This window comes from Micromonospora cabrerizensis, from assembly GCF_022230955.1.
Classification (GTDB): domain Bacteria; phylum Actinomycetota; class Actinomycetes; order Mycobacteriales; family Micromonosporaceae; genus Micromonospora; species Micromonospora cabrerizensis.
Map to the genome: position 1 here is coordinate 126,361 of NZ_JAKKFI010000049.1, position 21,832 is coordinate 148,192.

Below are 21,832 nucleotides of genomic sequence, written 5' to 3' on the forward strand. Positions count from 1 at the left end.
GGTGAGCGGGCTCTGGGCGGACCTCGCCGACCTGGTGCTGCCCACCACCTGTGCGGGTTGTCGGGAGCGCCGGCCCGCTCTGCGGCACGGCGTCTGCCCGGCCTGCGTCGCGGCGCTGGGCGCGCTGCGTCCACGGTCGGTCCGCCCCACACCCGCCCCGCCGGGCCTGCCGTCCTGCGTCGCCCTCGGCCCGTACGCGGGCCCGCTGCGTGAGGCGCTGCTGGCGTACAAGGAACACGGCCGGCACGGCCTGGCCCGCCCGCTCGGAGCCCTGCTCGCCGAGGTCGTCGCGGCGGCGGTCGGCGCGGCCCGTCCGCTGGCGCTGGTCCCGGTCCCGGACACGGCGGCGGCAGCCCGCTCCCGGTACGGGGATCACCTGGACCGGCTCGCCCGGCACTGCGCGGCCCGGCTCAACCGGGGCGGCTGGGCGGCCCAGGTGCATCGTCCGCTGCGGGCGTTGCCCCGGCCCGACTCGGTGACCCTGGACAGCGCCGGGCGGGCGGCCGCGGCCGAGGCGGCGTTCCGGCCGCGCTCCGCCGCGCCAGGCTGGCCCCGGGCCGCCGGCGAGGCCCCGGTCGTGGTGCTGCTCGACGACATCGTCACCACCGGCGTCACCCTGGCCGCCGCGGCCAGGGTGCTGACCGCGACCGGGTGGGCACCGAGCGCGGCCGTGGTGCTCGCGGCGACCGAGAAAAGACACCAGTCGTAACCGATCGTGTTTCCGTTTCACCCGTTGGTGTATGAGCCGCGAAAAATCCTGGCCGTCTCGGCAACATGGGGTGACTGTCGAGCAAACAGGAGTTAGCGTTTCGCTGTCGGGGGTAGGAGGTTCGTTCCACCCACCCCCGGCGGTGAGAGGAGGCGTAGCCGTACCAACCGGTCGACGCCAGCGGGTCTCCCCACGGCGCGCGACCGGGTAACCGGATCGAAGACCGTCCGAACAAGGGAGGTCACGTGGACATCGTGGTCAAGGGCCGAAACGTCGAAGTGCCGGACCATTACCGGGTGCACGTAGCCGAGAAACTCGCAAAGATCGAACGCTACGACCACAAACTAATCCGTGTCGATGTCGAGCTGTTTCACGAGCGCAATCCGCGCCAAGCCGACCACTGCCAGCGGGTGGAGATCACCTGCATTTCCCGGGGCCCCGTGATGCGGGCCGAGGCGTGCACCAACGACTTCTACAGCGCGCTCGACGCGGCCATCGCGAAGCTCGACACCCGGCTGCGCCGCGCGGCCGACCGTCGCCGCGTACACCGGGGTCGGCAGACGCCGATCTCCGTCGCCGAGGCCACCGCGGGCCTGCCGGTCGCGGACCTGGTGGCCCCCGTGCTGAGCGCGCCGGCTGACGGCGCCCGCGCCGGCACCGCCGTCGCGGAGCGGGTCGAGGAGGAGTACGACGACCAGCAGCCGTGGCACATCGCCCGGGAGAAGGTGCACCCGGCGGAGCCGATGACGATCGACGACGCGCTGTTCGAGATGGAACTGGTCGGCCACGACTTCTACCTGTTCCAGGACAAGGAGTCCGGCCGCCCGAGCGTCGTCTACCGGCGCCACGCGTACGACTACGGCATCATCTCCCTCGCCACCGACCGGTAACGAGACGCGTTGGTCACGGAGTTGTGGCGGGCAGCCCCCGCCACAACTCCGTGATCCGTCAACGGAGGTCGGTGGGCAGCAGCGCGAAGGTCAGGTCGTCCAGGCGGGTGCCGGCCAGCCCGGGCAGACGGCCCCGTTGCAGGGCCTCGCGCTCGAACCCGACCCGCTCCAGCACCCGGTGCGACGCGGTGTTGTCCGGCACCGTGCCGGCGGTCAGCCGGGCCATCCCGGCCGGGCCGAACGCCCAGCCGGCGAGCAGTCGGACCGCCCGCGTCGCGTACCCCCGGCCGCGCCAGTCCGGCAGCAGGGCGTAGCCGACCGACGCCTCGCCGCCGGCCACGTCGGTGTACGACAGCCCGCAACTGCCCGCCGGCTCGCCACTGGCCACGTCCGTGATCAGCAGTCGGGCGATCTCACCGGTCAGCCATCCGCTCTCCGCGAGACGGCAGCGCCGTTCGATCGCCTCCCGCGTCGGCGGCACCGGCGGCGCCTGGTTCGCCACCACCTCGGGCCGGCTGTGCAGCCGGTACATCAGCTCTGCGTCGCCGGGCGCGAGTGGGCGCAGCGCCACCACCTGATCGGTGAGCACCCCGTCGGGCAGGTCCGGCAGCAGTCGGGCGACCGGGCCGGGCGGGTCGCCCCCGACGCGTACCCAGGCCAGCAGGTCGTGCCGGCCCCCGTCGCGGGCCGCGCCGGCCGACCGGCGCTGACCCTCGTAGCGGAAGCCGGCGGCCAGCGCGACCCGCTGACTCGGACCGTTCTCCGGGTAGGTCAGCAACTCCAGGCGGGCCGTCCCGGTGGCGAACGCGTGCTCGCTCAACGCTCTGGTGGCCGCCGAGGCCACGCCTCGACCCCGCGCCGCCGGCCGCGACCAGTAGCCGATCATGGCCTCGCCCCGGGCGGGCGCCGAGTTGTTCAGTCCCACCGCGCCGAGCAACCGGTCCGTGGCGGGGTCCGCGACGGCGTACGCCGCGCCGCCGCCGGTCCAGACCGCCGGGGCGCCGACGTCGATCCACCAGCGGGCGTCGATCTCGGTGTACGGCGCTGGCAGGCCCGCCATGAACCGTTGGCTGACCGGGTCGGCCAGACCGTCGACCACGTCGGCGACGTCCTCGGCGCGGAACGGCCGAAGCCGCACCCCGTGCGACTCGACGACCTGCCCGAGGCTCATGTCAGGTCCTTGCCGAGCAGCGCGGCCACCCAGACGTCGACCCGCTCGCCGCGGTGCTGCACCCCGGCCCGGGCCGTGCCCTCGAACGTGAAGCCCGCCTTCTCGGCTACTCGGCGGGAGGCGGTGTTGCCCACGTTCGCCTTCCACTCGACCCGGGCCAGGCCCAGCGTGGTGAAACCCCAGGCGCTGAGCGCGACCAGCGCGGCCGACATGTACCCGCGACCACGGGCCGCCGGGGCGGTCATGAAGCCCACGTCGGCCAGCAGCGCGTCGGCGGGGGAGAGCCGCAGGTCGAGCGAGCCCGCGTACCGGTCGTCCGCGTCGGCGATCACGAAGTGGGCGGCGTCCCCCCGGGACCAGGCGTCCTGGCCGTGGATCCGGTAACCCTCCGCGTCGGTGCGCTCGTACGGGTCCGGCACCGTCGTCCAGCGGATGCTCTCCGGGTCCTGGCAGGTCTGCACCACGGCGTCCAGGTCCTGCTCCTCCATGGGCCGCAGACGAAGCTCGCCGGCCTTGGATTCGGCGAACAGAACGGGCTGCGGGCGGCCGAAGACGGCGGCCCGCCGGGCGGCGAGGGTGCCCGGGCCGGCCGGCCCGGTCGACCCGGGCGCAGGGACCTCCCCGGGCAGCAGCGAGCCGATCCAGCCGTCCGCGCCACCGTGCGGCGTCCGGTGGGCCAGCCGCAGCCGGCCGTCGATCCGGAAGCCGGCCCGGAGTGCCACCAGGCGGGAGGCGTGGTTGCCCACCTCGGCCTGCCAGATCAACCGGCGTAGCCCGAGGCTGTCGAAGGACCAGCGGGCCACCGCCCGGGTGGCCCGGACCATCACTCCCCGGCCGCGCGCCCAGGGGGCGGTCCAGTAGCCCACCTCGCCGGTGCCGGCCGGGTCGATCGAGATCAACCCGCACGAGCCGAGCAGGTCACCGGTGGCCGGGTCGCACACCGCGAAGAGGGCGCCGGTGCCGTCCGCCCAGGCCCGCCCGCTGATCTCGGTGACAAAGCCGTGAGCGTGTTCCGGGCGGTATGGGCGGGGTACGGTTGTCCAACGCTGAATGTCCGGGTCCTGACAGGCTCGGTGCACGGCCTCGGCGTCCGCCTCCTGCCAGGGCCGCAGCAGGACGCCGTCCTCGATGATCTCCACAGGCTCCACTCGTGCATCCTGCCGTAGCGTTCGCCGACGGCGTAACCGGATAACGTTTGGAGCGTGCGCAGGACGCGAGTTATGTCGGGTTCGGCGGGGTCGAGCACCGCCACCAGTGACCATCGGGCCGATGCAGCGCCTACGATGGTTCGAGACTGTCTAGGGGAGCGTTGATCCGTGTCGATTCTGGAAAAGGTCCTTAACGCGGGCGAGGGCCGCATGGTGCGGCGGCTCAAGGCCATCGCCAATGCCGTCAGCTCGATCGAGGACGACTACGTCAACCTCACCGACGAGGAACTGGCCGGCATGACCGAACAGTTCCGGGAGCGGCTCGACGAGGGGGAGACCCTCGACGACCTGCTGCCGGAGGCGTTCGCGGTGGCCCGCGAGGCGGCCGCCAGGGTGCTCGGCCAACGCCCGTACGACGTCCAGGTGATGGGCGGCGCGGCGCTGCACTTCGGCAACATCGCCGAGATGAAGACCGGTGAGGGCAAGACGCTGACCTCGGTCATGGCCGTCTACCTCAACGCGCTGTCCGGCAAGGGCGTGCACGTGATCACGGTCAACGACTACCTCGCCCAGCGCGACGCGGCGTGGATGGGTCGGGTGCACGAGTTCCTCGGGCTGACCGTCGGCGTGGTGCTGCCCAACCGGCCGGCCACCGAGCACAAGGCCGCCTACGAGTGCGACATCACCTACGGCACCAACAACGAGTTCGGCTTCGACTACCTGCGCGACAACATGGCCTGGTCGAAGGAAGAGCTGGTCCAGCGCGGCCACAACTTCGCCGTGGTCGACGAGGTCGACTCCATCCTGATCGACGAGGCCCGCACCCCGCTGATCATCTCCGGCCCGGCCGAGCACTCGGCCCGCTGGTACGGCGAGTTCGCCGGCGTGGTGGCCCGGCTCCAGCCCGGCACCGACGGCGAGGGTGACTACGAGGTCGACCACTCCAAGCGCACCATCGCCGTGACCGAGCGGGGCGTCGCCAAGGTCGAGGACCGGCTCGGCATCGACAACCTGTACGAGTCGGTGAACACCCCGCTGGTCGGCTACCTCAACAACGCCATCAAGGCCAAGGAGCTCTACAAGCGCGACAAGGACTACATCGTCAGCGACGGTGAGGTCCTGATCGTCGACGAGTTCACCGGTCGCATCCTGCACGGCCGTCGCTACAACGAGGGTATGCACCAGGCGATCGAGGCCAAGGAGGGGGTGGAGATCAAGCAGGAGAACCAGACCCTGGCCACGATCACCCTCCAGAACTACTTCCGCCTCTACGAGAAGCTGTCCGGGATGACCGGTACGGCGCAGACCGAGGCGAGCGAGTTCAACAAGGTCTACAAGGTCGGCGTCGTGACGATCCCGACCCACCGCCCGATGGTTCGCGAGGACCGGCCGGACGTCATCTACAAGACGGAAAAGGCCAAGTTCAACGCCGTCATCGAGGACATCGCCGAGCGGCACCAGATGGGCCAGCCGGTGCTCGTCGGCACCGTCTCGGTGGAAAACTCCGAGATCCTCTCCCAGCTCCTGCGCCGACGGGGCATCCCGCACAACGTGCTGAACGCCAAGTTCCACGCCCGGGAGGCCGAGATCGTCGCCCAGGCCGGGCGTAAGGGCGCGGTCACCGTGGCCACCAACATGGCCGGCCGCGGCACCGACATCCTCCTCGGCGGCAACCCCGAGTTCCTCGCGGCGAACGAGCTGCGCCAGCGCGGCCTCGACCCGCTGGAAAACGAGGAAGAGTACGCCAAGGCGATGGAGGAGGTCCTTCCCACGTGGAAGCAGGCCTGCGACGCCGAGGCGGAAGAGGTCTCCGCCGCCGGTGGCCTCTACGTGCTGGGCACCGAGCGGCACGAGTCCCGGCGGATCGACAACCAGCTGCGCGGTCGCGCCGGCCGACAGGGTGACCCGGGCGAGTCCCGGTTCTACCTGTCCCTTCAGGACGAGCTGATGCGACGCTTCCGGGCCGGGGCGGTCGAGGCCGTGATGGAGCGCTTCAACATCCCGGAGGACGTGCCCATCGAGTCGAAGATGGTCACCCGGCAGATCAAGAGCGCCCAGGCCCAGATCGAGGGTCAGAACGCCGAGATCCGCAAGAACGTGCTCAAGTACGACGAGGTGCTCAACAAGCAGCGCCAGGTCGTCTACGCCGAGCGGCTCCGGGTGCTCAACGGTGAAGACCTCTCCGACCAGGTCCGCAACATGATCGACGACACCGTCGAGGCGTACGTGCGGGGTGCCACCTCCGAGGGCTACGGCGAGGACTGGGACCTTGAGCAGCTCTGGTCCAGCCTGAAGCAGCTCTACCCGGTCGGCCTGACGATCGAGGAGCTGGAAGAGGAGGCCGGCGGCTCGCGCGCCGGCATGGACGCCGACTTCCTGGTCTCCCGCCTCAAGGAAGACGCGAACGCCGCGTACGACCGGCGCGAGGAGCAGGTCGGCACCGAGGGGGTGCGCCAGCTCGAGCGGATGGTGCTGCTCCAGGTCATCGACCGCAAGTGGCGCGAGCACCTCTACGAGATGGACTACCTCCAGGAGGGCATCAACCTCCGGGCGTACGCCCAGCGCGACCCGGTGGTGGAATACCAGCGCGAGGGCTTCGACATGTTCGCCACCATGATGGAAGGCATCAAGGAGGAGACGGTCGGTTTCCTCTACAACGTCGACGTCCAGGTGACCGAACCGGAGCCGGACGAGGGCTCCGAACAGGTCGCGCTGCTCGACAAGCCGGTGGAGATCCGGGCCAAGGGCCTCAACCAGGCGCCGCGGCGGCAGGGCCTGCAATACTCCGCTCCCACCATCGACGGTGAGGCCAGCCCCGGCGCGGTCGCCGTCGAGCAGGCCGACCAGCAGGCTCCGGCTCTCGGCGTGGGCCGACCGGCCCCGGGTGCTCCGGCGGCACCGGGACAGACCGCGCCGTCCGCCCCGCAGCGGCCCGCCTCCGGGCTTCGCGGCCCGGCGGTTCCGTCGGCAGCTTCCCGCCGGCCGGCACCGAACCAGGCCGAGGCGAGCAACGGTCCGTCCCGCAACGCGCCGTGCCCGTGTGGCTCGGGCCGCAAGTACAAGCGCTGCCACGGCGCCCCCAACGGCGGCAACTGACCGACAGCACAAGGCGTTCGGGTCCCGGCCATCAGGCCGGGACCCGTTCGTCGTCTCCAGGCCCTCATGCCCCCGGTCAAACCGCACGCTGCGGCGTCGCAGGCAGGGCCAACCAAAGCTGGCGGCGTCACCGTGCACCCCGCAGGTCCATGATCGACTCGGTTTTCAGGAAGTCGGGGTGTCAGCGCCAGGTTGATGCCCCGGTTTCCTGAAACCCGAGTCGATCAAGCCGATCCAGCCTGGTTTTGCCCGGCTTGGCCTGGTTTGGCTTTGCGGGGTGCGGTCCGATGGTGTCCGGCGCGGTCCGACATGGCCTGCCCGCTCGGCCCGCCTGGCTTGGCCCGCCTGGCCCGGCCCGCCTGGCCCGGCCCGCCTGGCCCGGCCCGCCTGGTCCGGCCCGCCTGGCCCGGCGGGCCTGGTCCGGCCCGCCTGGCTCGGCGGGCCTGGTCCGGCCCGCCTGGCTCGGCGGGCCTGGCTTGGCCCGCCTGGCTCGGCGGGCCTGGCTTGGCCCGCCTGGCTTGGCCTGCCTGGCTTGGCCTGCCTGGCTTGGCCTGCCTGGCTCGGCCCGCCTGGCTTGGCCCGTCTGGCTTGGCCCGCCCGGCCGGGCCCGTCTGGCCCGGGTCAGGTTGGGTTGGCCCGTCTGGCTTGGCCCGTCTGGCTCGGCGGGCCTGGCTTGGTCCGCCTGGCCGGGCCCGTCTGGCTCGGCGGGCCTGGCTTGGCCCGTCTGGCTTGGCCCGCCTGGCCGGGCCCGTCTGGCCCGGGTCAGGTTGGGTTGGCCCGTCTGGCTTGGCCCGTCTGGCTTGGCCTGCCTGGCCGGGCCGCCTGGCTTGGCCTGCCTGGCCGGGCCCTCCTGGCCGGGCCAGGTTGGGTTGATCGAACTCCGGCAGGGTGTGGTCAGAGGACGTGCAGGGCGGTGCAGAGCCAGCGGCCCCGACGATGCTCCAGGCGGAGCGCCATCGCCCAGCTTCGGCCGCCCGCGCCGGTCAGGACGGCAGCCGCCTCCACTGCGGCTTCCCGGGGTTCGCAGAGGCGTAGGCGCAGCAGTCGGACGACCGGTCGGTTGGTGCGACGGCGAGGTGCGCCGGCCCGCCCGGACGCGCGGGCCAGCTCGGTCAGCAGGTCACTCGCGCGGGGTGGGTCGAGCAGTGCCCGCACCTGCGCCGGGGACCGGTAGCCGTTGATGACCTCCAGGCAGGTGCCGACGAAGCGATGCGCGGCTCCGGTGGCTTCCGGGGCGGTCGCCGGTGGCAGCGGCGTTACCGGGTGGGTGGTGTTCCGGCTCGGCACCGGGCGGAGTGCGCCCCGGCGCTCGGGTGGTCGGACCGGGTCCGGCCGGGTCGAGGCGAACAGGTCAAGGGCGAGTTGGCCGTGGACGGGTGCCGGCCAGTACGACCCGTCGGCCTCGTCGGCGTACGGGGGGTCGATGGGCGGGACTGGGCGCAGCCGGACGGGTGGTCGGTAAGGGCCGGGTTGCGCCTGGCTCATCTTGGCCCCCTTGATCTTACGTTTGCATTCGTTTGCCTACGACTACGCCAATTCTCAGGGATAAAGAGGCCTCGGTCAATGGTTGAGTGACGATCCTGCCGAGTGCCCAGCTTGATCCACTCGGGTTTGCCGAAGTCGCGGTATCCGCACGGCCTGGACACCGCGCTTTCCTTGAAACGGAGTGGATCAAGCGCGTGGAGTGAGTCGGGGCGCTAAGACGGGGCGCCAGCCGCTGCTACTCCGGGTCGCGATCGATCAAAGGATTGCTCTGGACCCATTCCGCGGTCTCGTCGTACTTGCGCGCGATGTACTCCTCCAGGCGCGCGCGTTCGACGCGCCACTGGCCCCGTCCACCGATCTTGATCGCGGGCAGTTCACCGCTGCGCACCATGTGGTAGACCTGCGAGTCCGACACGTTCAGCTCGGTGGCCACGTCGGAGAGCAGCAGGAACCTCGGCTCCACAGGAACTCCCGGGGTTGATGTCGTTTGGCTCAGTTTGCCACCGACAGACCGCACCGCCCAACGCCGGGCCGTCACGGAGGTCAGGCCGACCCTAAAGGACACACCGGCCGGGAACTTCCACCGACCGGAGGCGGGGTGTATGACGGTCACGGCGTGCGGCATGATCTGCGCCCGTGCCGGCGGCCGCCGGTGGTGGACGAAGCGGGGGAGACGACCGGTGACCGAAGAGTTTGTCCGGGTGTACGTGCCGGCGACCGTACCGATGCTGACCCGGCTGGGGGACGAGGGGCTCGCTGCCGACGAGGCGCACGCCGTGACCCCGGCGCTGCGCGAGTGGTACGCCGAGGGCGACGAGGAGGAGTTGGAGTACGTCGCGTTCACCCGGGCCGCCCAGGACGCACTGCACCTGCTCCGGGCGGACCCGGCCGCGCCCCGCCGCCGCGTCGTCGTCTCGGTCGACCTGCCGGCCGGCGCGGTCGGGCGGGGCGACGGTGAGCTGGGTTCCAGCATCGTGACGTTGGCCGCCGCGGTGCCGGTTGGTGCCATCGCCGCCATCCACGTGGACGGAGCGGACGCGGTCGAGGACGTCACGGCGGCGGCCGACGTGGTGGCCGAGGCCGACGCCGGCGACCCGGATGCTCAGTTCGCCGTCGACGGCGCTGAGGACCATGAGCTGGAGTGGTACGACGTGACGGAGTTGGACCTGCTGCTGCGCGCGGTCGGCTGAACAGCCGACGAGCGCTGCGCGGTCAGCGACCAGCGGACGGGCCGGACGTCAGCCGACCAGCGGACGAGCCGGACGTCGGCCGACCAGCCGGACGTCGGCCGACCAGCCGGACGTCGGCCGACGTCAGCGGGACGGGTCGGCCTTGGCCGGGTCCGCGTCGTACTCGCCGAACGTCTCGGCCGGGCTGGTCTCGTCGTCCTCGGGGTCGACCCGGTCCGCGACGGGCTCAGGGCTCTCGTCAGGGTCGTCGTCGGTGTGGGCCGGGCCGAGGGTGCGGCCGAACGCGATGAGCGCCGTCAGCGCCCCCACGAACAGCACCCAGATGCCGTTGTCCACCCGCGAGGTGCCCAGCGAGGTCTGCGCCACCGCGTCAGCCTCGCTGAGCGCGCTGGCCAGATCGAGCAGCGACCGCCCACCGACCCGGATGATCAGCTCGGCGAGCAGCAGGAGCAGCCCGGGGCCTGCGCCGGCGAGCAGGTACGCCGGCCAGCGCAGCGCCGGGGCCGCGGGATCGCGGCGGAGGGCCCGACGCCGCGCCCAGGTCAGGTAGCCGAAGGCGAGCAGCCCGGCAAGCAGCCCGGCGACGAGTGACTCGGTGCGGGACACCCACTTGGCGGCGTTGACCAGCGACTCCTGGCTGTCACCGGCCCCGAACAGGTCGAACAGCGGGTCGCGGGCGTTGCTGAACGCGACCACGAAGATCAGGGTGCCCAGCGCGGCGGTCACCACCGCGCCGACGGCCGGGGCGGTCCGCGCTCCGGCCACCGCGCCACCGATGATCGCCGCAGCCGCCGTGGTGCCGGCGATCACGTTGGTGGTCGAGGTGTCGAAGTAGGTGAGGTTGATCGCCAGCGCGGCGCCCAGGCCGACCAGCATCCCGCCGCCGATGGCTCCGGCGAAGCGCAGGGTGGCCCAGTCGCCGTACCGGCGGGCCAGCAGGTTGCCCGCGGCCAGCGCGACGCCCGCGCCGGCCACCAGCGCGGCCGAGATCACGCCGGGCAGGGCGAACGCGGAGAGGCTGATCGCGGTGATCCCGGCGGCCGCCGAGGTGATGGCCTCCCGGGTGGACCAGAGCATGGCGGTCAGCCACCCGAGCGCCAGCAGCGCGAGGATCGCCGCGCCGGGGGCGGGCAGCGGTCGGCTGCTGGGGCTGGCCGTGTCGGCCGCCGGGTCGTCCGACTCCGCGGCCGGGACGCGGCCGGGCTGCTTGGTCATCGTCTCCCCTTCGAGGCGGCAGGTCACCGACCATTCAGGGTACGCGGGCCCGCTGGGTCACCCGCCGCCCCGGGACGACCGCGGGGGTACGAGCCGGGCCCGACTCCCCGCCGTGCGGGCGAGGGACTGCCCGGCGGTACGCGAGGGTCGGCGGATCGAGCCCGATCGGTAAGGGGAGGAGGGGTGGGTCGGTCCTTCGGGGAGGGCGGTGGCGGAAGTGGGGCGTGCAGCCCTTCGTGGGAGAATCACGGGAGGTCCCGCCGCTGCTCGGCCCTCCCGGGTAGCGTCCGGTGTCCGGCCGTCCGGTCGGTGCCTGCGGGTCCGGTTTCGCCACTGCTGTCGAGATCGCCAGGAGCCTTGATGGATGCCGTGTTCTCCGTTCCCGAGCCGCGCAACGAGCCGGTTCGCAACTACGAGCCGGGCAGCCCCGACCGGGACCGGCTCCAGCGGCGGCTGACCGAGCTCGCCGCCGAGCGCATCGACCTGCCGATGACCATCGGCGGTGAGCAGCGGATGGCCGCCGGTGACCCGATCGACGTGGTGCAGCCGCACAAGCACGCGCACGTGCTGGGTGTGACCGGGCACGCCACCCACGACGACGCCCGCGCCGCGATCAGGGCGGCCAAGGACGCCGCCCCGATGTGGCGGGCACTGCCGTTCGAGGAGCGCGCCGCGATCTTCCTGCGCGCCGCCGAGCTGCTCGCGGGCCCGTGGCGCGACACTCTCAACGCCGCCACCATGCTGGGTCAGTCGAAGACCGCGATCCAGGCGGAGATCGACGCGGCGTGTGAGTTCATCGACTTCCTGCGGTTCAACGTGCACTTCGCCCGTCGCCTGCTGGAAGAGCAGCCGGCGTCCTCGCCGGGGGTCTGGAACCGGTTCGACCACCGCCCGCTGGAGGGCTTCGTCTACGCGGTCACCCCGTTCAACTTCACCGCCATCGCCGGCAACCTGCCGTCGGCGCCCGCCCTGCTGGGCAACACGGTGGTCTGGAAGCCGGGCCCGACGCAGCAGTTCGCCGCGCACTTCACCATGCGGCTGTTCGAGGCCGCCGGCCTGCCGCCCGGCGTGATCAACATGGTCACCGGCCGGGGCGAGGAGGTCTCCGACGTCGTGCTCGCCGACCCGGACCTGGCCGGCATCCACTTCACCGGCTCGACCAAGGTCTTCCAGCAGTTGTGGCGGACCGTCGGCGACAACATCGCCCGTTACCGCGGCTACCCGCGCCTCGTCGGCGAGACCGGCGGCAAGGACTTCGTGGTCGCGCACACCAGCGCCGACGTGGACGCCCTGCACACCGCCCTGATCCGCGGCGCGTACGAGTACCAGGGTCAGAAGTGCTCGGCGGCCTCGCGGGCGTACGTGCCGCGCTCGATCTGGGAGGGTGGGCTGCGCGACCGGCTGGCCGCCACCGCCGACTCGCTGACCTACGGCGACGTGACCGACTTCGGCAACTTCGGCGGCGCGGTGATCGACGACAAGGCGTTCGCCCGGCACACCGCGGCGCTGGAGCTGATCGCCGGTGACGACTCCTGCCGGGTGCTGGCCGGTGGCACCGCCGACGACTCGGTCGGCTACTTCGTCCGGCCGACGCTCTTCGAGTGCGGCGACGCCGCCCACGAGACCTTCACCACCGAGTACTTCGGGCCGATCCTGGGCGTGCACGTGTTCGACGACGCCCGCTTCGACGACGTGGTGGCGCAGGCCGAGTCGATCGCCCCGTACGCGCTGACCGGCTCCGTCTTCGCCACCGACCGTCGGGTGGTCGACGCGGTCGCCGAGCGGATGCGGTACGCGGCCGGCAACTTCTACATCAACGACAAGCCGACCGGCGCGGTGGTCGGGCAGCAGCCCTTCGGCGGCGCCCGGGCCAGCGGCACCAACGACAAGGCGGGCTCCTGGCTCAACCTGGTGCGCTGGGTGTCGCCGCGCACGATCAAGGAGACCTTCGTGCCGCCGACCGACCACACGTACCCCCACATGGGCTGACCTGCGGCGACGACCCGCCGGCGGTGCGCGAGGCCGCCGGCGGGTCGGCCGAGGGTCGTGATCCATCGAAAGTCCTGAACGGACAGTCTGCCGCCGACAGTGCACTTAGGAAGTCCTGTCGGGTGGCAAACTGGCAAATCCTGGACGCCGGGTGCGCAAAGTGGCAGCGTAGTGGGCATGGCGGATTCCGGAGTCAACCCTACGGCGGCGGCCCTGCTCGGCCTCCTCCACGAGGGCCCGATGACAGGCGGTCAGTTGATGGCCGCCGCTGAGCGCCGTCTGGCGCCGTACTGGTCGATGACCCGCAGCCAGGTCTACCGCGAGTTGCCGGTGCTGGCCGAGCGGGGTTTCGTGCGTCTCGGTAAGCCGGGGCCGCGGATGAGCCAGCCGTACGCTCTCACCGCGAGTGGGAAACGGACGTTCTCCCGCTGGCTGGCGGAGAACCCGGGGCGGGACACCATCCGCAACCCGATCGCGCTGCGGATGGCCTTCGGCAACCTGCACTCGGCCAGCCAGCTCAAGGGCCTGTACGCCTCGGCCAACGAGTACCACACCGAGGCCCTGGCACAGGTTCGCGAACAGGTCAAGAACGCCAAACGCGACGGCGAGACGTACGATGCCAGCGCGCTGGAGTTCGCCGTCGCCTACCACCGGGCCGCCCTGTCGTGGTTGAAGACCGCCCCCGTCGGGTGACCACCGGGCAGTTCGCGCACCGGCAACGAGCTGAGCAGCCGGCGATGGCGCAGCGGCAATTTGGCGTCGGCCTGCGGGGCTCGCAAGCTCGCTCCGGGTCCGCGCAGTACGCTTATCTGTCGTGACCGCTGCCGATTACGCCGAACAGCTCAAGGAACTCGACGCGACCCTGCGAAACATCGAGGCCGTCCTCAACCTCGACCGACTCCACGAGGACAAGGCCCGCCTTGAGCAGGAGGCTTCCGCCCCCGACCTCTGGGACGACCAGGCCAAGGCTCAGCAGGTGACCTCGCAGCTGTCGTACGTCAACGGCGAGATCAGCAAGCTGGGCAGCCTCCGTTCCGGCCTCGACGACGCCCAGGTGCTGCTGGAGCTGGCGGAGGCCGAGGCGGACCCGGGTGTGCTGACCGAGGTCGAGTCGGAGATCGTCGGGTTGACCAAGGCCATCCAGGAGATGGAGGTCCGCACCCTGCTCTCCGGTGAGTACGACTCCCGGGAGGCGCTGGTCGCCATCCGGGCCGGCGCCGGTGGCGTGGACGCCGCGGACTTCGCCGAGATGCTGCTGCGGATGTACCTGCGCTGGGCGGAGCGGCACGGCTACCCGACCGAGGTCTACGAGACCTCGTACGCCGAGGAGGCGGGCCTGAAGTCGGCCACCTTCGCGGTCAAGGTGCCGTACGCCTACGGCACGCTCAGCGTCGAGTCGGGCACCCACCGGCTGGTCCGGATCAGCCCGTTCGACAACCAGGGCCGTCGGCAGACCAGCTTCGCGGGCGTCGAGGTCCTGCCGGTCACCGAGCAGACCGACCACATCGACATCCCGGAGAACGAGGTACGCGTCGACGTCTACCGCTCCTCCGGCCCCGGTGGGCAGAGCGTCAACACCACCGACTCGGCGGTCCGGCTGACCCACATCCCGACCGGCATCGTGGTGACCTGCCAGAACGAGAAGTCCCAGCTGCAGAACAAGGCCTCCGCGTTGCGGGTGCTCCAGGCGCGGCTGCTGGAGCGCAAGCGCCAGGAGGAGGAAGAGAAGATGGCCGGCCTCAAGAGCGGCGGCACCAGCTCGTGGGGCGACCAGATGCGTTCCTACGTCCTGCACCCGTATCAGATGGTGAAGGATCTCCGAACTGAGCAGGAGACCGGCAATCCGAGCGCGGTCTTCGACGGCGAGTTGGACAGTTTCATCGAGGCGGGCATCCGCTGGCGCAAGCAGCAGCAGCTTGCCGGCGACGGTGCGTAACGAGGCGCAGGCGCTGCGCGTCATCGATCTCCAGGTAGAGGCCTGATTCGACGACTCGTGGCGGATCGGCGGGGCGTGGGGCTTGGCTCAGTTGTTACACCGCGTAGACTCACCACCCGTGATTCAGCTTGAGCAAGTGACGAAGACGTACCCGAAGGCGTCCCGGCCTTCGCTCGACAACGTGTCCGTCTCGATCGAGAAGGGCGAGTTCGTCTTCTTCATCGGTCCATCCGGCTCCGGCAAGTCCACAATCATCAAGATGCTGCTGCACGAGGTGGCCCCCAACAAGGGCCGCGTCGTGGTCAACGGCAAGGACGTCACGTCGATGCGTTCGTGGAAGCGACCCCACTTCCGGCGCTCGATCGGCTGTGTCTTCCAGGACTTCCGGCTGCTGCCGAACCGCACCGCGTACGAGAACGTGGCGTTCGCCCTCGAGGTGATCGGCAAGACCAAGGCGGTTGCCCGCCGGGTCGTGCCGGAGGTGCTGGAGCTGGTCGGGCTGGGTGGCAAGGAGCACCGCTACCCGCACGAGCTCTCCGGTGGTGAGCAGCAGCGGGTCGCCGTCGCCCGGGCGTTCGTGAACCGTCCGCTGATCCTGCTGGCGGACGAGCCCACCGGAAACCTGGACCCGGACACCTCGATCGAGATCATGCGTCTGCTGGACCGGATCAACCGCACCGGCACGACCGTCGTGATGGTCACCCACGACTCCAACATCGTGAACCAGATGCGCCGCCGCGTCGTTGAGATCGAGAGCGGTCGCATCGTGCGTGACCAGGCCCGCGGCGTTTACGGGTGAGCCGGCGCTCCACCCCTGCGCAGCCTGACGACGAACACCTCATGCCGGAGACCCGGAGGAAATCCCGATGCGCGTGAAATACGTCCTGTCCGAGGTATTGGTCGGACTGTGGCGCAACGTGACCATGTCCATCGCGATGATCATCACGATGGCGGTCTCGCTGACCATGCTCGGCGCCAGCGGTCTGATGTACCGCCAGGTCGACGACATGAAGGACCTCTACTTCAAGAACATCCAGGTCGCGATCTTCCTGAACCAGGAGGTGAGCGAGCCGCAGCGCACCGAGCTGAAGGGCAAGTTGGAGAGTGACCCCCTGGTCAAGGAGGTCATCTACGTCGACAAGGCCCAGGCGTACGAGCGCTTCAAGACGATGTACCAGGACGCGCCGGACCTGGTCAACGCCGTCAAGCCGGACCAGCTGCCCGAGTCCTTCCGGATCACGCTGAACAACCCGGAGGAATACCGCAACATCTACGACCAGTACAAGGAGACCGACGGCGTCGACGAGATCGTCGACCAGAGCAAACTCCTCGACAAGATCTTCAACATCCTCACCTCGATCCAGAACATCGCGCTGGCCGCCGCCATCGTGATGGCGATCGCCGCCCTGCTGCTCGTCGCGAACACCATTCAGGTGGCCGCGTACAGCAAGCGACGTGAGGTCGCGGTCATGAAACTGGTGGGTGCGTCCAACTGGTTCATCCAGGCGCCGTTCGTGCTGGAGGCGGTGGTGGCCGGCCTGATCGGCTCGCTGCTGGGTCTGGTCGCCCTGGTCGCGGCGAAGTATCTGCTCTTCGACGGGTCGTTGAGCGCGTTGCAGGGTCTGCTCTCGCCGATCAGCTGGGGTGACATCCTGTTCATCTTCCCGCTGATGGCCGGCGTCGGTGGTCTGGTCAGCGCGGGCACCGCCTGGATCACCCTGCGCTTCTACCTGCGGGTCTAGGCACCGGACGGGTCGTCCCGTCGTCTTGCGAGGACCCTCCCGCAGCCGGAAATAAACGGCGCGGGGGGGTCCTTGTGATTCGGGTAGCATGATCGGTTGTCCGGCCGGGGTGAGCCCGGCCACGGGCGATCCAGGAGAGGGGGTGGCACCGATGCCACGGGAGAAGGGGCGCAAGGTGGTCGCCTCCAACAAGAAGGCGCGCCACGACTACGCGATCCTCGACACGTACGAGGCGGGCATGGCGCTGACCGGCACCGAGGTCAAGTCGCTGCGGGCCGGGCGCGCGTCGCTGGTCGACGCCTTCGCCCAGGAGCGCGACAACGAGTTGTTCCTGCACTCCATGCACATCCCGGAGTACACCCAGGGCACGTGGACCAACCACGAGCCCCGGCGTACGCGCAAGCTGCTGCTCAACCGGGGCGAGCTCGACAAGCTTCTCGGCAAGACCCGCGAGGGCGGTCTGACGATCGTCCCGTTGCAGGTCTACTTCTCCGACGGCTGGGCCAAGGTCGAGATCGCGCTGGCCAAGGGCAAGAAGTCGTACGACAAGCGGCAGGACCTCGCCAAGCGGGACGCGGACCGGGAGATCGCCCGGGTGTCCGGCCGGCGCGGCAAGGGCATGGACGACTGATTCATCCTGTTTGTCCGGGCTGGCGCGTTGGCCCGGGGCTCGGGATGAAAGCGGTTGCGGCAGGCGTTAGTCTTGTCAGTGCCGCCACATCGGCGGCCTGTCGAGGGGGTGACTGGTTTCGACTTCGTACGCAGCGACAGGGGAAGCGAGCCGAGGAAGCCGACGTCGTCTCGAGAATCGGTCGTCGGAAACTTATAAGCGCCAAGAACCAACGCGCTGACTTCGCTCTCGCCGCCTGAGGCGAGTAGCTAAGTCTGTCGGTCTGGGAACGCCTTCGTCCCAGTAGCCGGCATCAGCTAGGAGGCTGGCCAATCGGACCCGGTCGCGGGGTCCGTGCGGCGAGATTAATCAGCGACTGGGCCCGTCACACCAACTTGCTCGCGTGAGCGGTGGGGCCGAGTAGAGGCACAGCGAGCTGCGCTCGGAGAAGCCCTGACAAACCGGCGAAGGACCCGGGTTCGATTCCCGGCACCTCCACCACCTCGAAGCGAAGCGCCCCGGCCCACCGGCCGGGGCGCTTCGTTGTGTCGAGGTGGTCCTACGCTGCCTCCTGTGACCAACCAGGAGTTGCGCCTGTCGGTCGGCGCGTCACCCGGTCAGCGCACCGTGGCGGTGCTGTCCGGCGTCTTCGTCGCGACGGTCGGTGCGGCCTTCGTGGCGTTGCCCCTGATCGCGGGCGGGCTGCTGCGTCGGCTGGCCGGCCCGGGGGACGCGTTCGCGTCCTACGAGGAGGCCCGCGATCTCCCGCCGGGAATGCTGCCACCCGCGTTGCGGGATTCCGGTGCCGGCGCGGACCAGTCCAACCCCGTACCGGTCATCGGGTTGTGCGGCCTGCCGTTCCTGCTGCTCGGTGTCTACCTCGTGCTGCGGGTGCTCCGCACGGCCGCCTGGCTGGACGGCAGCCGGGCCCGGGTGCGGGGGGCGTTCACCACCCGCACCGTCGACCTCGCCACCGCAAGGATCGACACCGCGAAGCTGTCGTATCGCGGGACGGGGGACGACGCCCCGATGGTCGGGCAGCGGCTGCGGGCCGTCATCGCCACCGACCGGGCGAGCACGCGGCGGGTCGCCATCCCGCTGCGCGGCATGGGCCTGGGCAGCCTGCCCCCGGCCGAGCTGCGGGCGTTGGCGGACGCGATCACGACGGGCCGACCGGTCGACGGGCGCGACGACGCGTACGCCGTCGCCGACCAACTGCGCCGCCTGGCCGCGCACCCACCGGCCGACTAGGACCTCTGTGGCGTCCTGGAGCCCTCATCAGTGGTGCCCATGAGGCGCCTGCGGCGAAAGGGGCAGATGAGCCGTTGTGCGGCCCTGGACACGGTGGGCCGGGCAGGCTCACCATCGCGGTATGGGATAGCAGCGCGCCGCGCGGGAGGTGCCATGGTCACCGGTCCGGTCCAGCAGCCGTCACTCGTCGTCCGGCCGCGCGCCGGTCACCCCGCCGAGCCGGATCCCGCCGGTCATCCCGCCCAGCCGGACCCCGTCGGTCAGCCCGCCGAGCCACCTCCCGTCGGGTTGCCCGGTGAGCCGCGCCCGGCCGGGCTCGCCGGAGACGTGCACGCGCTCGGTCGAGCCCTTGCCGCCGTGACCACCGCGCCGCGCTGGCGCGACGAGGTCCTGCTGCGGCTGCGTCCGGTGGGGCAGGGTTTCGCCGAGCACGTCCGGATCACCGAAGGCCCGGCGGGGCTGTACCGGGAGTTGCTCACCCAGTCGCCGCGGCTTCACCACGGGGTACGGCTGCTGACCCGGGAACACGCGGCGATCGTCGCCGCGATCCTGGCGGTCCAGCGCAGCGCCGAACAGCCCGAGACGCACCCGGACGAGCTGCGGCACTGGGCCGGGCACCTGCTGCGGAGGCTGGCCCGGCACCGGCGACGGGGCACCAATCTGCTGTGGGAGGCGTACCAGACGGATCTGGGTGGCGAGACCTGAGCCGGGAACCGGAGGGTCCACGGACGCGTCGAACCGGGTATGCGTCGACCGACCCTGCTGCTCGTACTCCCGTTGTTGCTGGCGGCGGGCTGCGCCCGGACCAGCGTCGGCCCCGCTGACGGGCCCGGTGACCCGACGCGCCGTGCCGAGGCCTTCGACCAGCGGGCCGCCCGGGTCGCCGAGGCGTGGCAGCCCGGCCCCGACTGGCGCTCCGGGTACGTCCCCCTGGAGGGGCCGACCGTGCTCACCGGTGACCCGCGCTTCACCCCGGACACCGAGACGGCCTTCCGAGCCGGGTGGTACCGCGCGAAGGTCCCGATTCCGCCGATGCGGGTCGGCGGTGAGATCCGGTTCCCGGACGGCCGGCTGACGCTGCCGTTGGTCAGCGCCGCCGAGGCGTACCGGCAGCTCGACCAGGGTGACCCGCTGCCCTGCCCGGGTCGACCGAAGCGGCCCGGCCTGCCCACCCCCGGCGGCCCCACCGTCGAGCCGGGGCCGGATGGTTGGACCACCAGCACGGCCGCCCAGACCGCCTGCCTCCCGCTCACCGTCACCGGGGTCACCCTGGGCACCGTGCCGGTGCGGACGAGCCGGGGTGAGGCGCAGGTCCCGGCCTGGCTGTTCACCGTCGAGGAGCTGGCCACGCCGGTGGCCCGGCTCGCCGTCGCACCCACGGCGGTCAACCGGGTGCCCGAGCCCACCGCGCCGGCCGGGCCGATGCCGGACGGGTTGGTGTCCGCTCAGGACCTCGCGGCGGTCGACGGTGCCCGGTTGACCGTGCGGCTCGGCGTCGGCGCCTGCGACAGCGCGATCACGCCGCTGGTGTGGGAACGGCCGGACGTCGTGGTGGTCGGCGGCAGCGTCACCCGGAGCGCCGACGTCTGCCCCGCCATCCTCAAGATGGAACCGGTCACCGTCACCCTCGCGGCGCCGCTGGGCGCCCGGCCGGTGCTGGACGTGTCCACCGGCGGCGCGCTGTCGATCGCCTCGCGCTGACCGGCCGCTCGCCGGACGGCAGCAGGGCCAGCACGGCTCAGAGGATGCTGGGCACGTCGGTGCTGATCGGCACGGGCAGCACGGTGGGTCCGTCGGCGCGCAGCCCGGTGGCGAGTGCCGCGCCGAGCTGGTCCGGGGTCTCCACGACCTCGGTGGCGCAGCCGTAGCCGGCCGCGATCGCGACGATGTCCAACCCCGGCAGGTCCAGGCCGGGCACCCCGGGGGTGTCCTTCAGCTCCGCGAACGCCTTGAGGATCGCGTACTGCTGGTTGACTGGGACGACGACCACCACCGGCAGGGCGAGGCGCGCGGCGGTCCACAGCGCCTGCACCGAGTAGTGGAACGAGCCGTCGCCGATCACCGCCACCACCGGTCGGTCGCGCCCGGTGTCCCGCTCGGCGAGTGCCACCCCGATCGCGGCCGGCAGGCCGTAGCCGAGGCCTCCGCTGGCCATCGTGAAGTACGACGCCGGGCGTCTGATCTTGAGCTGACGGCGCAGCGCGGCCAGATTGGATGGTGACTCCTGGACCAGCACGGCGTCCTCCGGCCAGTGCGCGGCCAGCGCGGCGAACAGGGCGTCGGCGCTCAGTGGGGTGGTGACCTCGGGTGGTGCCGGTGCGTCCCGCCGGGTGGGCGGCTGCCGGCCGGCCGTCGGCACGCGTTCGACCAGCGCGGCCAGGGTCAGCCCCGGGTCGCCGAGCAGGCTGTCCCCGACCGGGGCGCGGGCGGCCTCGTCGGCGTCGTCCGTGACGTGCAGCAGCCGGGTGCCGTCGGGCAGGTGCCCGCCCGGCACGTACGGGTAGTAGCGGAACACCGGGGCGCCGACGACCAGCACGGTGTCGTGCCCGCGCAGCGCCTCGGCCAGGGGACCGATCGCGTACGGCAGCACCCCGCGAAAGTGGGGGTGGTCCTCGGGGAACACGGCCCGCTCGGTGGCCGGGGCCGACCAGACCGGTGCGGCCAGCAGTTCGGCCAGTGCGACCGCCGTCGGCCAACTCCCGGAGCGGTCCACCCCCGGCCCGTACACCAGAACGGGATTCTGACTGCCGGCGAGGATCCGGGCGAACTCGTCCAACCGCTCGGGGTCCGGCGCGAACCGGGTGGCCACCGAGCGCGTCGCGGGCGGCGGGTCGGCGGTCTGGGCCCAGTCGTCCATCGGCAGGGAGAGGTAGACCGGCCCGGCGGGTGGCTGCACCGCCGTCGCGTACGCCCGCAGCACCGCCGCGGGGATGTCCTGCGCCCGGGCCGGCTCGTAGGCCCACTTGACGTACGGCTGGGGCAGCTCGGTGGGTCGGCGGTTGGCCAACCGGGGTTCGAGCAGCAGCATCTCCCGGGTCTGCTGGCCGGCGCTGACGATCAGCGGGGTCTTGTTGTGCCAGGCGGTGACCAGGTTGCCCATGCCGTTGCCGGTGCCCGGGGCGGTGTGCAGGTTGACGTGGGCGGGTCGTCCGGTCGCCTGGGCGTACCCGTCGGCCATCGCCACGGCGGTCGCCTCGTGCAGCGCGTGGACGTAGTGGAAGTCGGCGGGGAAGTCCCGCAGGAACGGCTCCTCGGTGGAGCCGGGGTTGCCGAAGACAGTGGTCATGCCGAGGGTGCGGAGCACGTCGTATGTCGCGTCCCGGACCGTTGTCATCGCCACCCGCCTCCGTGTCGCGGGCAGGGACGATCGCGGTCGTCCTCCCGATCAGCCGAATCTATC

At 71.3% G+C, this 21,832-nt stretch carries 19 protein-coding genes and 1 other RNA gene; 14 read left to right on the forward strand and 6 right to left on the reverse strand.

The features are described 5' to 3' along the window. The first annotated feature begins 1 nt into the window (after position 1). Together LADH09A_RS08165 and hpf are read left to right on the forward strand one after the other, a co-directional pair. Positions 2–709 (forward strand): ComF family protein, encoded by a 708-nt coding sequence (locus tag LADH09A_RS08165; RefSeq protein ID WP_238644260.1) that lies wholly within the window; start codon positions 2–4, stop codon positions 707–709. A gap of 245 nt (positions 710–954) precedes the next feature. Next, a complete protein-coding gene (hpf, locus tag LADH09A_RS08170; protein WP_238644261.1) occupies positions 955–1,599 on the forward strand; it encodes a ribosome hibernation-promoting factor, HPF/YfiA family in 645 nt (214 codons plus the stop codon). A gap of 58 nt (positions 1,600–1,657) precedes the next feature. On the opposite strand, the gene LADH09A_RS08175 is transcribed toward hpf, so the two are convergent. Both LADH09A_RS08175 and LADH09A_RS08180 read right to left on the reverse strand, forming a co-directional pair. Further along, complete coding sequence (locus LADH09A_RS08175) at positions 1,658–2,770, reverse strand: GNAT family N-acetyltransferase (protein WP_238644262.1); 1,113 nt, start codon at positions 2,768–2,770, stop codon at positions 1,658–1,660. Further along, on the reverse strand, positions 2,767–3,918 hold the full coding sequence (locus tag LADH09A_RS08180) for a GNAT family N-acetyltransferase (protein WP_238644263.1): 1,152 nt from the start codon (positions 3,916–3,918) through the stop codon (positions 2,767–2,769). Before LADH09A_RS08180 ends, LADH09A_RS08175 begins: the two co-directional genes overlap by 4 nt. A gap of 168 nt (positions 3,919–4,086) precedes the next feature. On the opposite strand from LADH09A_RS08180, the gene secA reads away from it, so the two are divergent. Then, on the forward strand, positions 4,087–7,014 hold the full coding sequence (gene secA / locus LADH09A_RS08185; protein ID WP_238644264.1) for a preprotein translocase subunit SecA: 2,928 nt from the start codon (positions 4,087–4,089) through the stop codon (positions 7,012–7,014). A gap of 894 nt (positions 7,015–7,908) precedes the next feature. On the opposite strand, the gene LADH09A_RS08190 is transcribed toward secA, so the two are convergent. Together LADH09A_RS08190 and LADH09A_RS08195 are read right to left on the reverse strand one after the other, a co-directional pair. Further along, the gene (locus tag LADH09A_RS08190) at positions 7,909–8,499 is read right to left on the reverse strand and encodes an Rv3235 family protein (protein WP_238644265.1); all 591 of its coding nucleotides are present in this window, start codon (positions 8,497–8,499) and stop codon (positions 7,909–7,911) included. A gap of 235 nt (positions 8,500–8,734) precedes the next feature. Beyond that, the gene (locus tag LADH09A_RS08195; RefSeq protein WP_099850727.1) at positions 8,735–8,962 is read right to left on the reverse strand and encodes a helix-turn-helix domain-containing protein; all 228 of its coding nucleotides are present in this window, start codon (positions 8,960–8,962) and stop codon (positions 8,735–8,737) included. Positions 8,963–9,179: 217 nt separating this feature from the next. Here LADH09A_RS08195 and LADH09A_RS08200 point away from each other — a divergent pair, with 217 nt between their 5' ends. Next, positions 9,180–9,689, forward strand: coding sequence for a DUF6912 family protein (locus LADH09A_RS08200; protein ID WP_238644266.1), 510 nt, complete (start codon positions 9,180–9,182; stop codon positions 9,687–9,689). Between the two features lie 123 nt (positions 9,690–9,812). Here LADH09A_RS08200 and LADH09A_RS08205 read toward each other — a convergent pair whose 3' ends face one another. Further along, positions 9,813–10,904, reverse strand: a complete 1,092-nt coding sequence (locus LADH09A_RS08205) for a hypothetical protein (RefSeq protein ID WP_238644267.1) — start codon at positions 10,902–10,904, stop codon at positions 9,813–9,815. 360 nt (positions 10,905–11,264) lie between these two features. Here LADH09A_RS08205 and pruA point away from each other — a divergent pair, with 360 nt between their 5' ends. The 10 genes from pruA (at position 11,265) to LADH09A_RS08255 (ending at position 20,133) form a co-directional block, all read left to right on the forward strand. Then, the gene (gene pruA, locus LADH09A_RS08210; RefSeq protein ID WP_238644268.1) at positions 11,265–12,893 is read left to right on the forward strand and encodes an L-glutamate gamma-semialdehyde dehydrogenase; all 1,629 of its coding nucleotides are present in this window, start codon (positions 11,265–11,267) and stop codon (positions 12,891–12,893) included. A gap of 177 nt (positions 12,894–13,070) precedes the next feature. After that, positions 13,071–13,586, forward strand: coding sequence for a PadR family transcriptional regulator (locus LADH09A_RS08215; protein WP_099850731.1), 516 nt, complete (start codon positions 13,071–13,073; stop codon positions 13,584–13,586). 121 nt (positions 13,587–13,707) lie between these two features. Continuing rightward, complete coding sequence (gene prfB, locus LADH09A_RS08220) at positions 13,708–14,829, forward strand: peptide chain release factor 2 (RefSeq protein ID WP_238644269.1); 1,122 nt, start codon at positions 13,708–13,710, stop codon at positions 14,827–14,829. Positions 14,830–14,947: 118 nt separating this feature from the next. Beyond that, a complete protein-coding gene (ftsE, locus tag LADH09A_RS08225) occupies positions 14,948–15,628 on the forward strand; it encodes a cell division ATP-binding protein FtsE (protein ID WP_030331491.1) in 681 nt (226 codons plus the stop codon). Positions 15,629–15,695: 67 nt separating this feature from the next. Further along, positions 15,696–16,571, forward strand: a complete 876-nt coding sequence (ftsX, locus tag LADH09A_RS08230; RefSeq protein WP_238644270.1) for a permease-like cell division protein FtsX — start codon at positions 15,696–15,698, stop codon at positions 16,569–16,571. Between the two features lie 151 nt (positions 16,572–16,722). Further along, positions 16,723–17,202, forward strand: a complete 480-nt coding sequence (gene smpB, locus LADH09A_RS08235) for an SsrA-binding protein SmpB (RefSeq protein ID WP_007455863.1) — start codon at positions 16,723–16,725, stop codon at positions 17,200–17,202. A gap of 104 nt (positions 17,203–17,306) precedes the next feature. Then, positions 17,307–17,682: a transfer-messenger RNA gene (gene ssrA / locus LADH09A_RS08240) on the forward strand. A 72-nt stretch (positions 17,683–17,754) separates the two neighbouring features. Further along, positions 17,755–18,432 carry a hypothetical protein gene (locus LADH09A_RS08245; protein ID WP_238644271.1) on the forward strand — a complete coding sequence of 226 codons (678 nt, stop codon included), beginning with the start codon at positions 17,755–17,757 and terminating at the stop codon, positions 18,430–18,432. Positions 18,433–18,585: 153 nt separating this feature from the next. Beyond that, the gene (locus LADH09A_RS08250) at positions 18,586–19,137 is read left to right on the forward strand and encodes a hypothetical protein (RefSeq protein ID WP_238644272.1); all 552 of its coding nucleotides are present in this window, start codon (positions 18,586–18,588) and stop codon (positions 19,135–19,137) included. Between the two features lie 39 nt (positions 19,138–19,176). After that, on the forward strand, positions 19,177–20,133 hold the full coding sequence (locus tag LADH09A_RS08255; protein WP_238644273.1) for a hypothetical protein: 957 nt from the start codon (positions 19,177–19,179) through the stop codon (positions 20,131–20,133). A gap of 37 nt (positions 20,134–20,170) precedes the next feature. On the opposite strand, the gene mdlC is transcribed toward LADH09A_RS08255, so the two are convergent. Further along, positions 20,171–21,766 (reverse strand): benzoylformate decarboxylase, encoded by a 1,596-nt coding sequence (gene mdlC, locus LADH09A_RS08260; RefSeq protein ID WP_238644274.1) that lies wholly within the window; start codon positions 21,764–21,766, stop codon positions 20,171–20,173. Positions 21,767–21,832 lie beyond the last annotated feature (66 nt).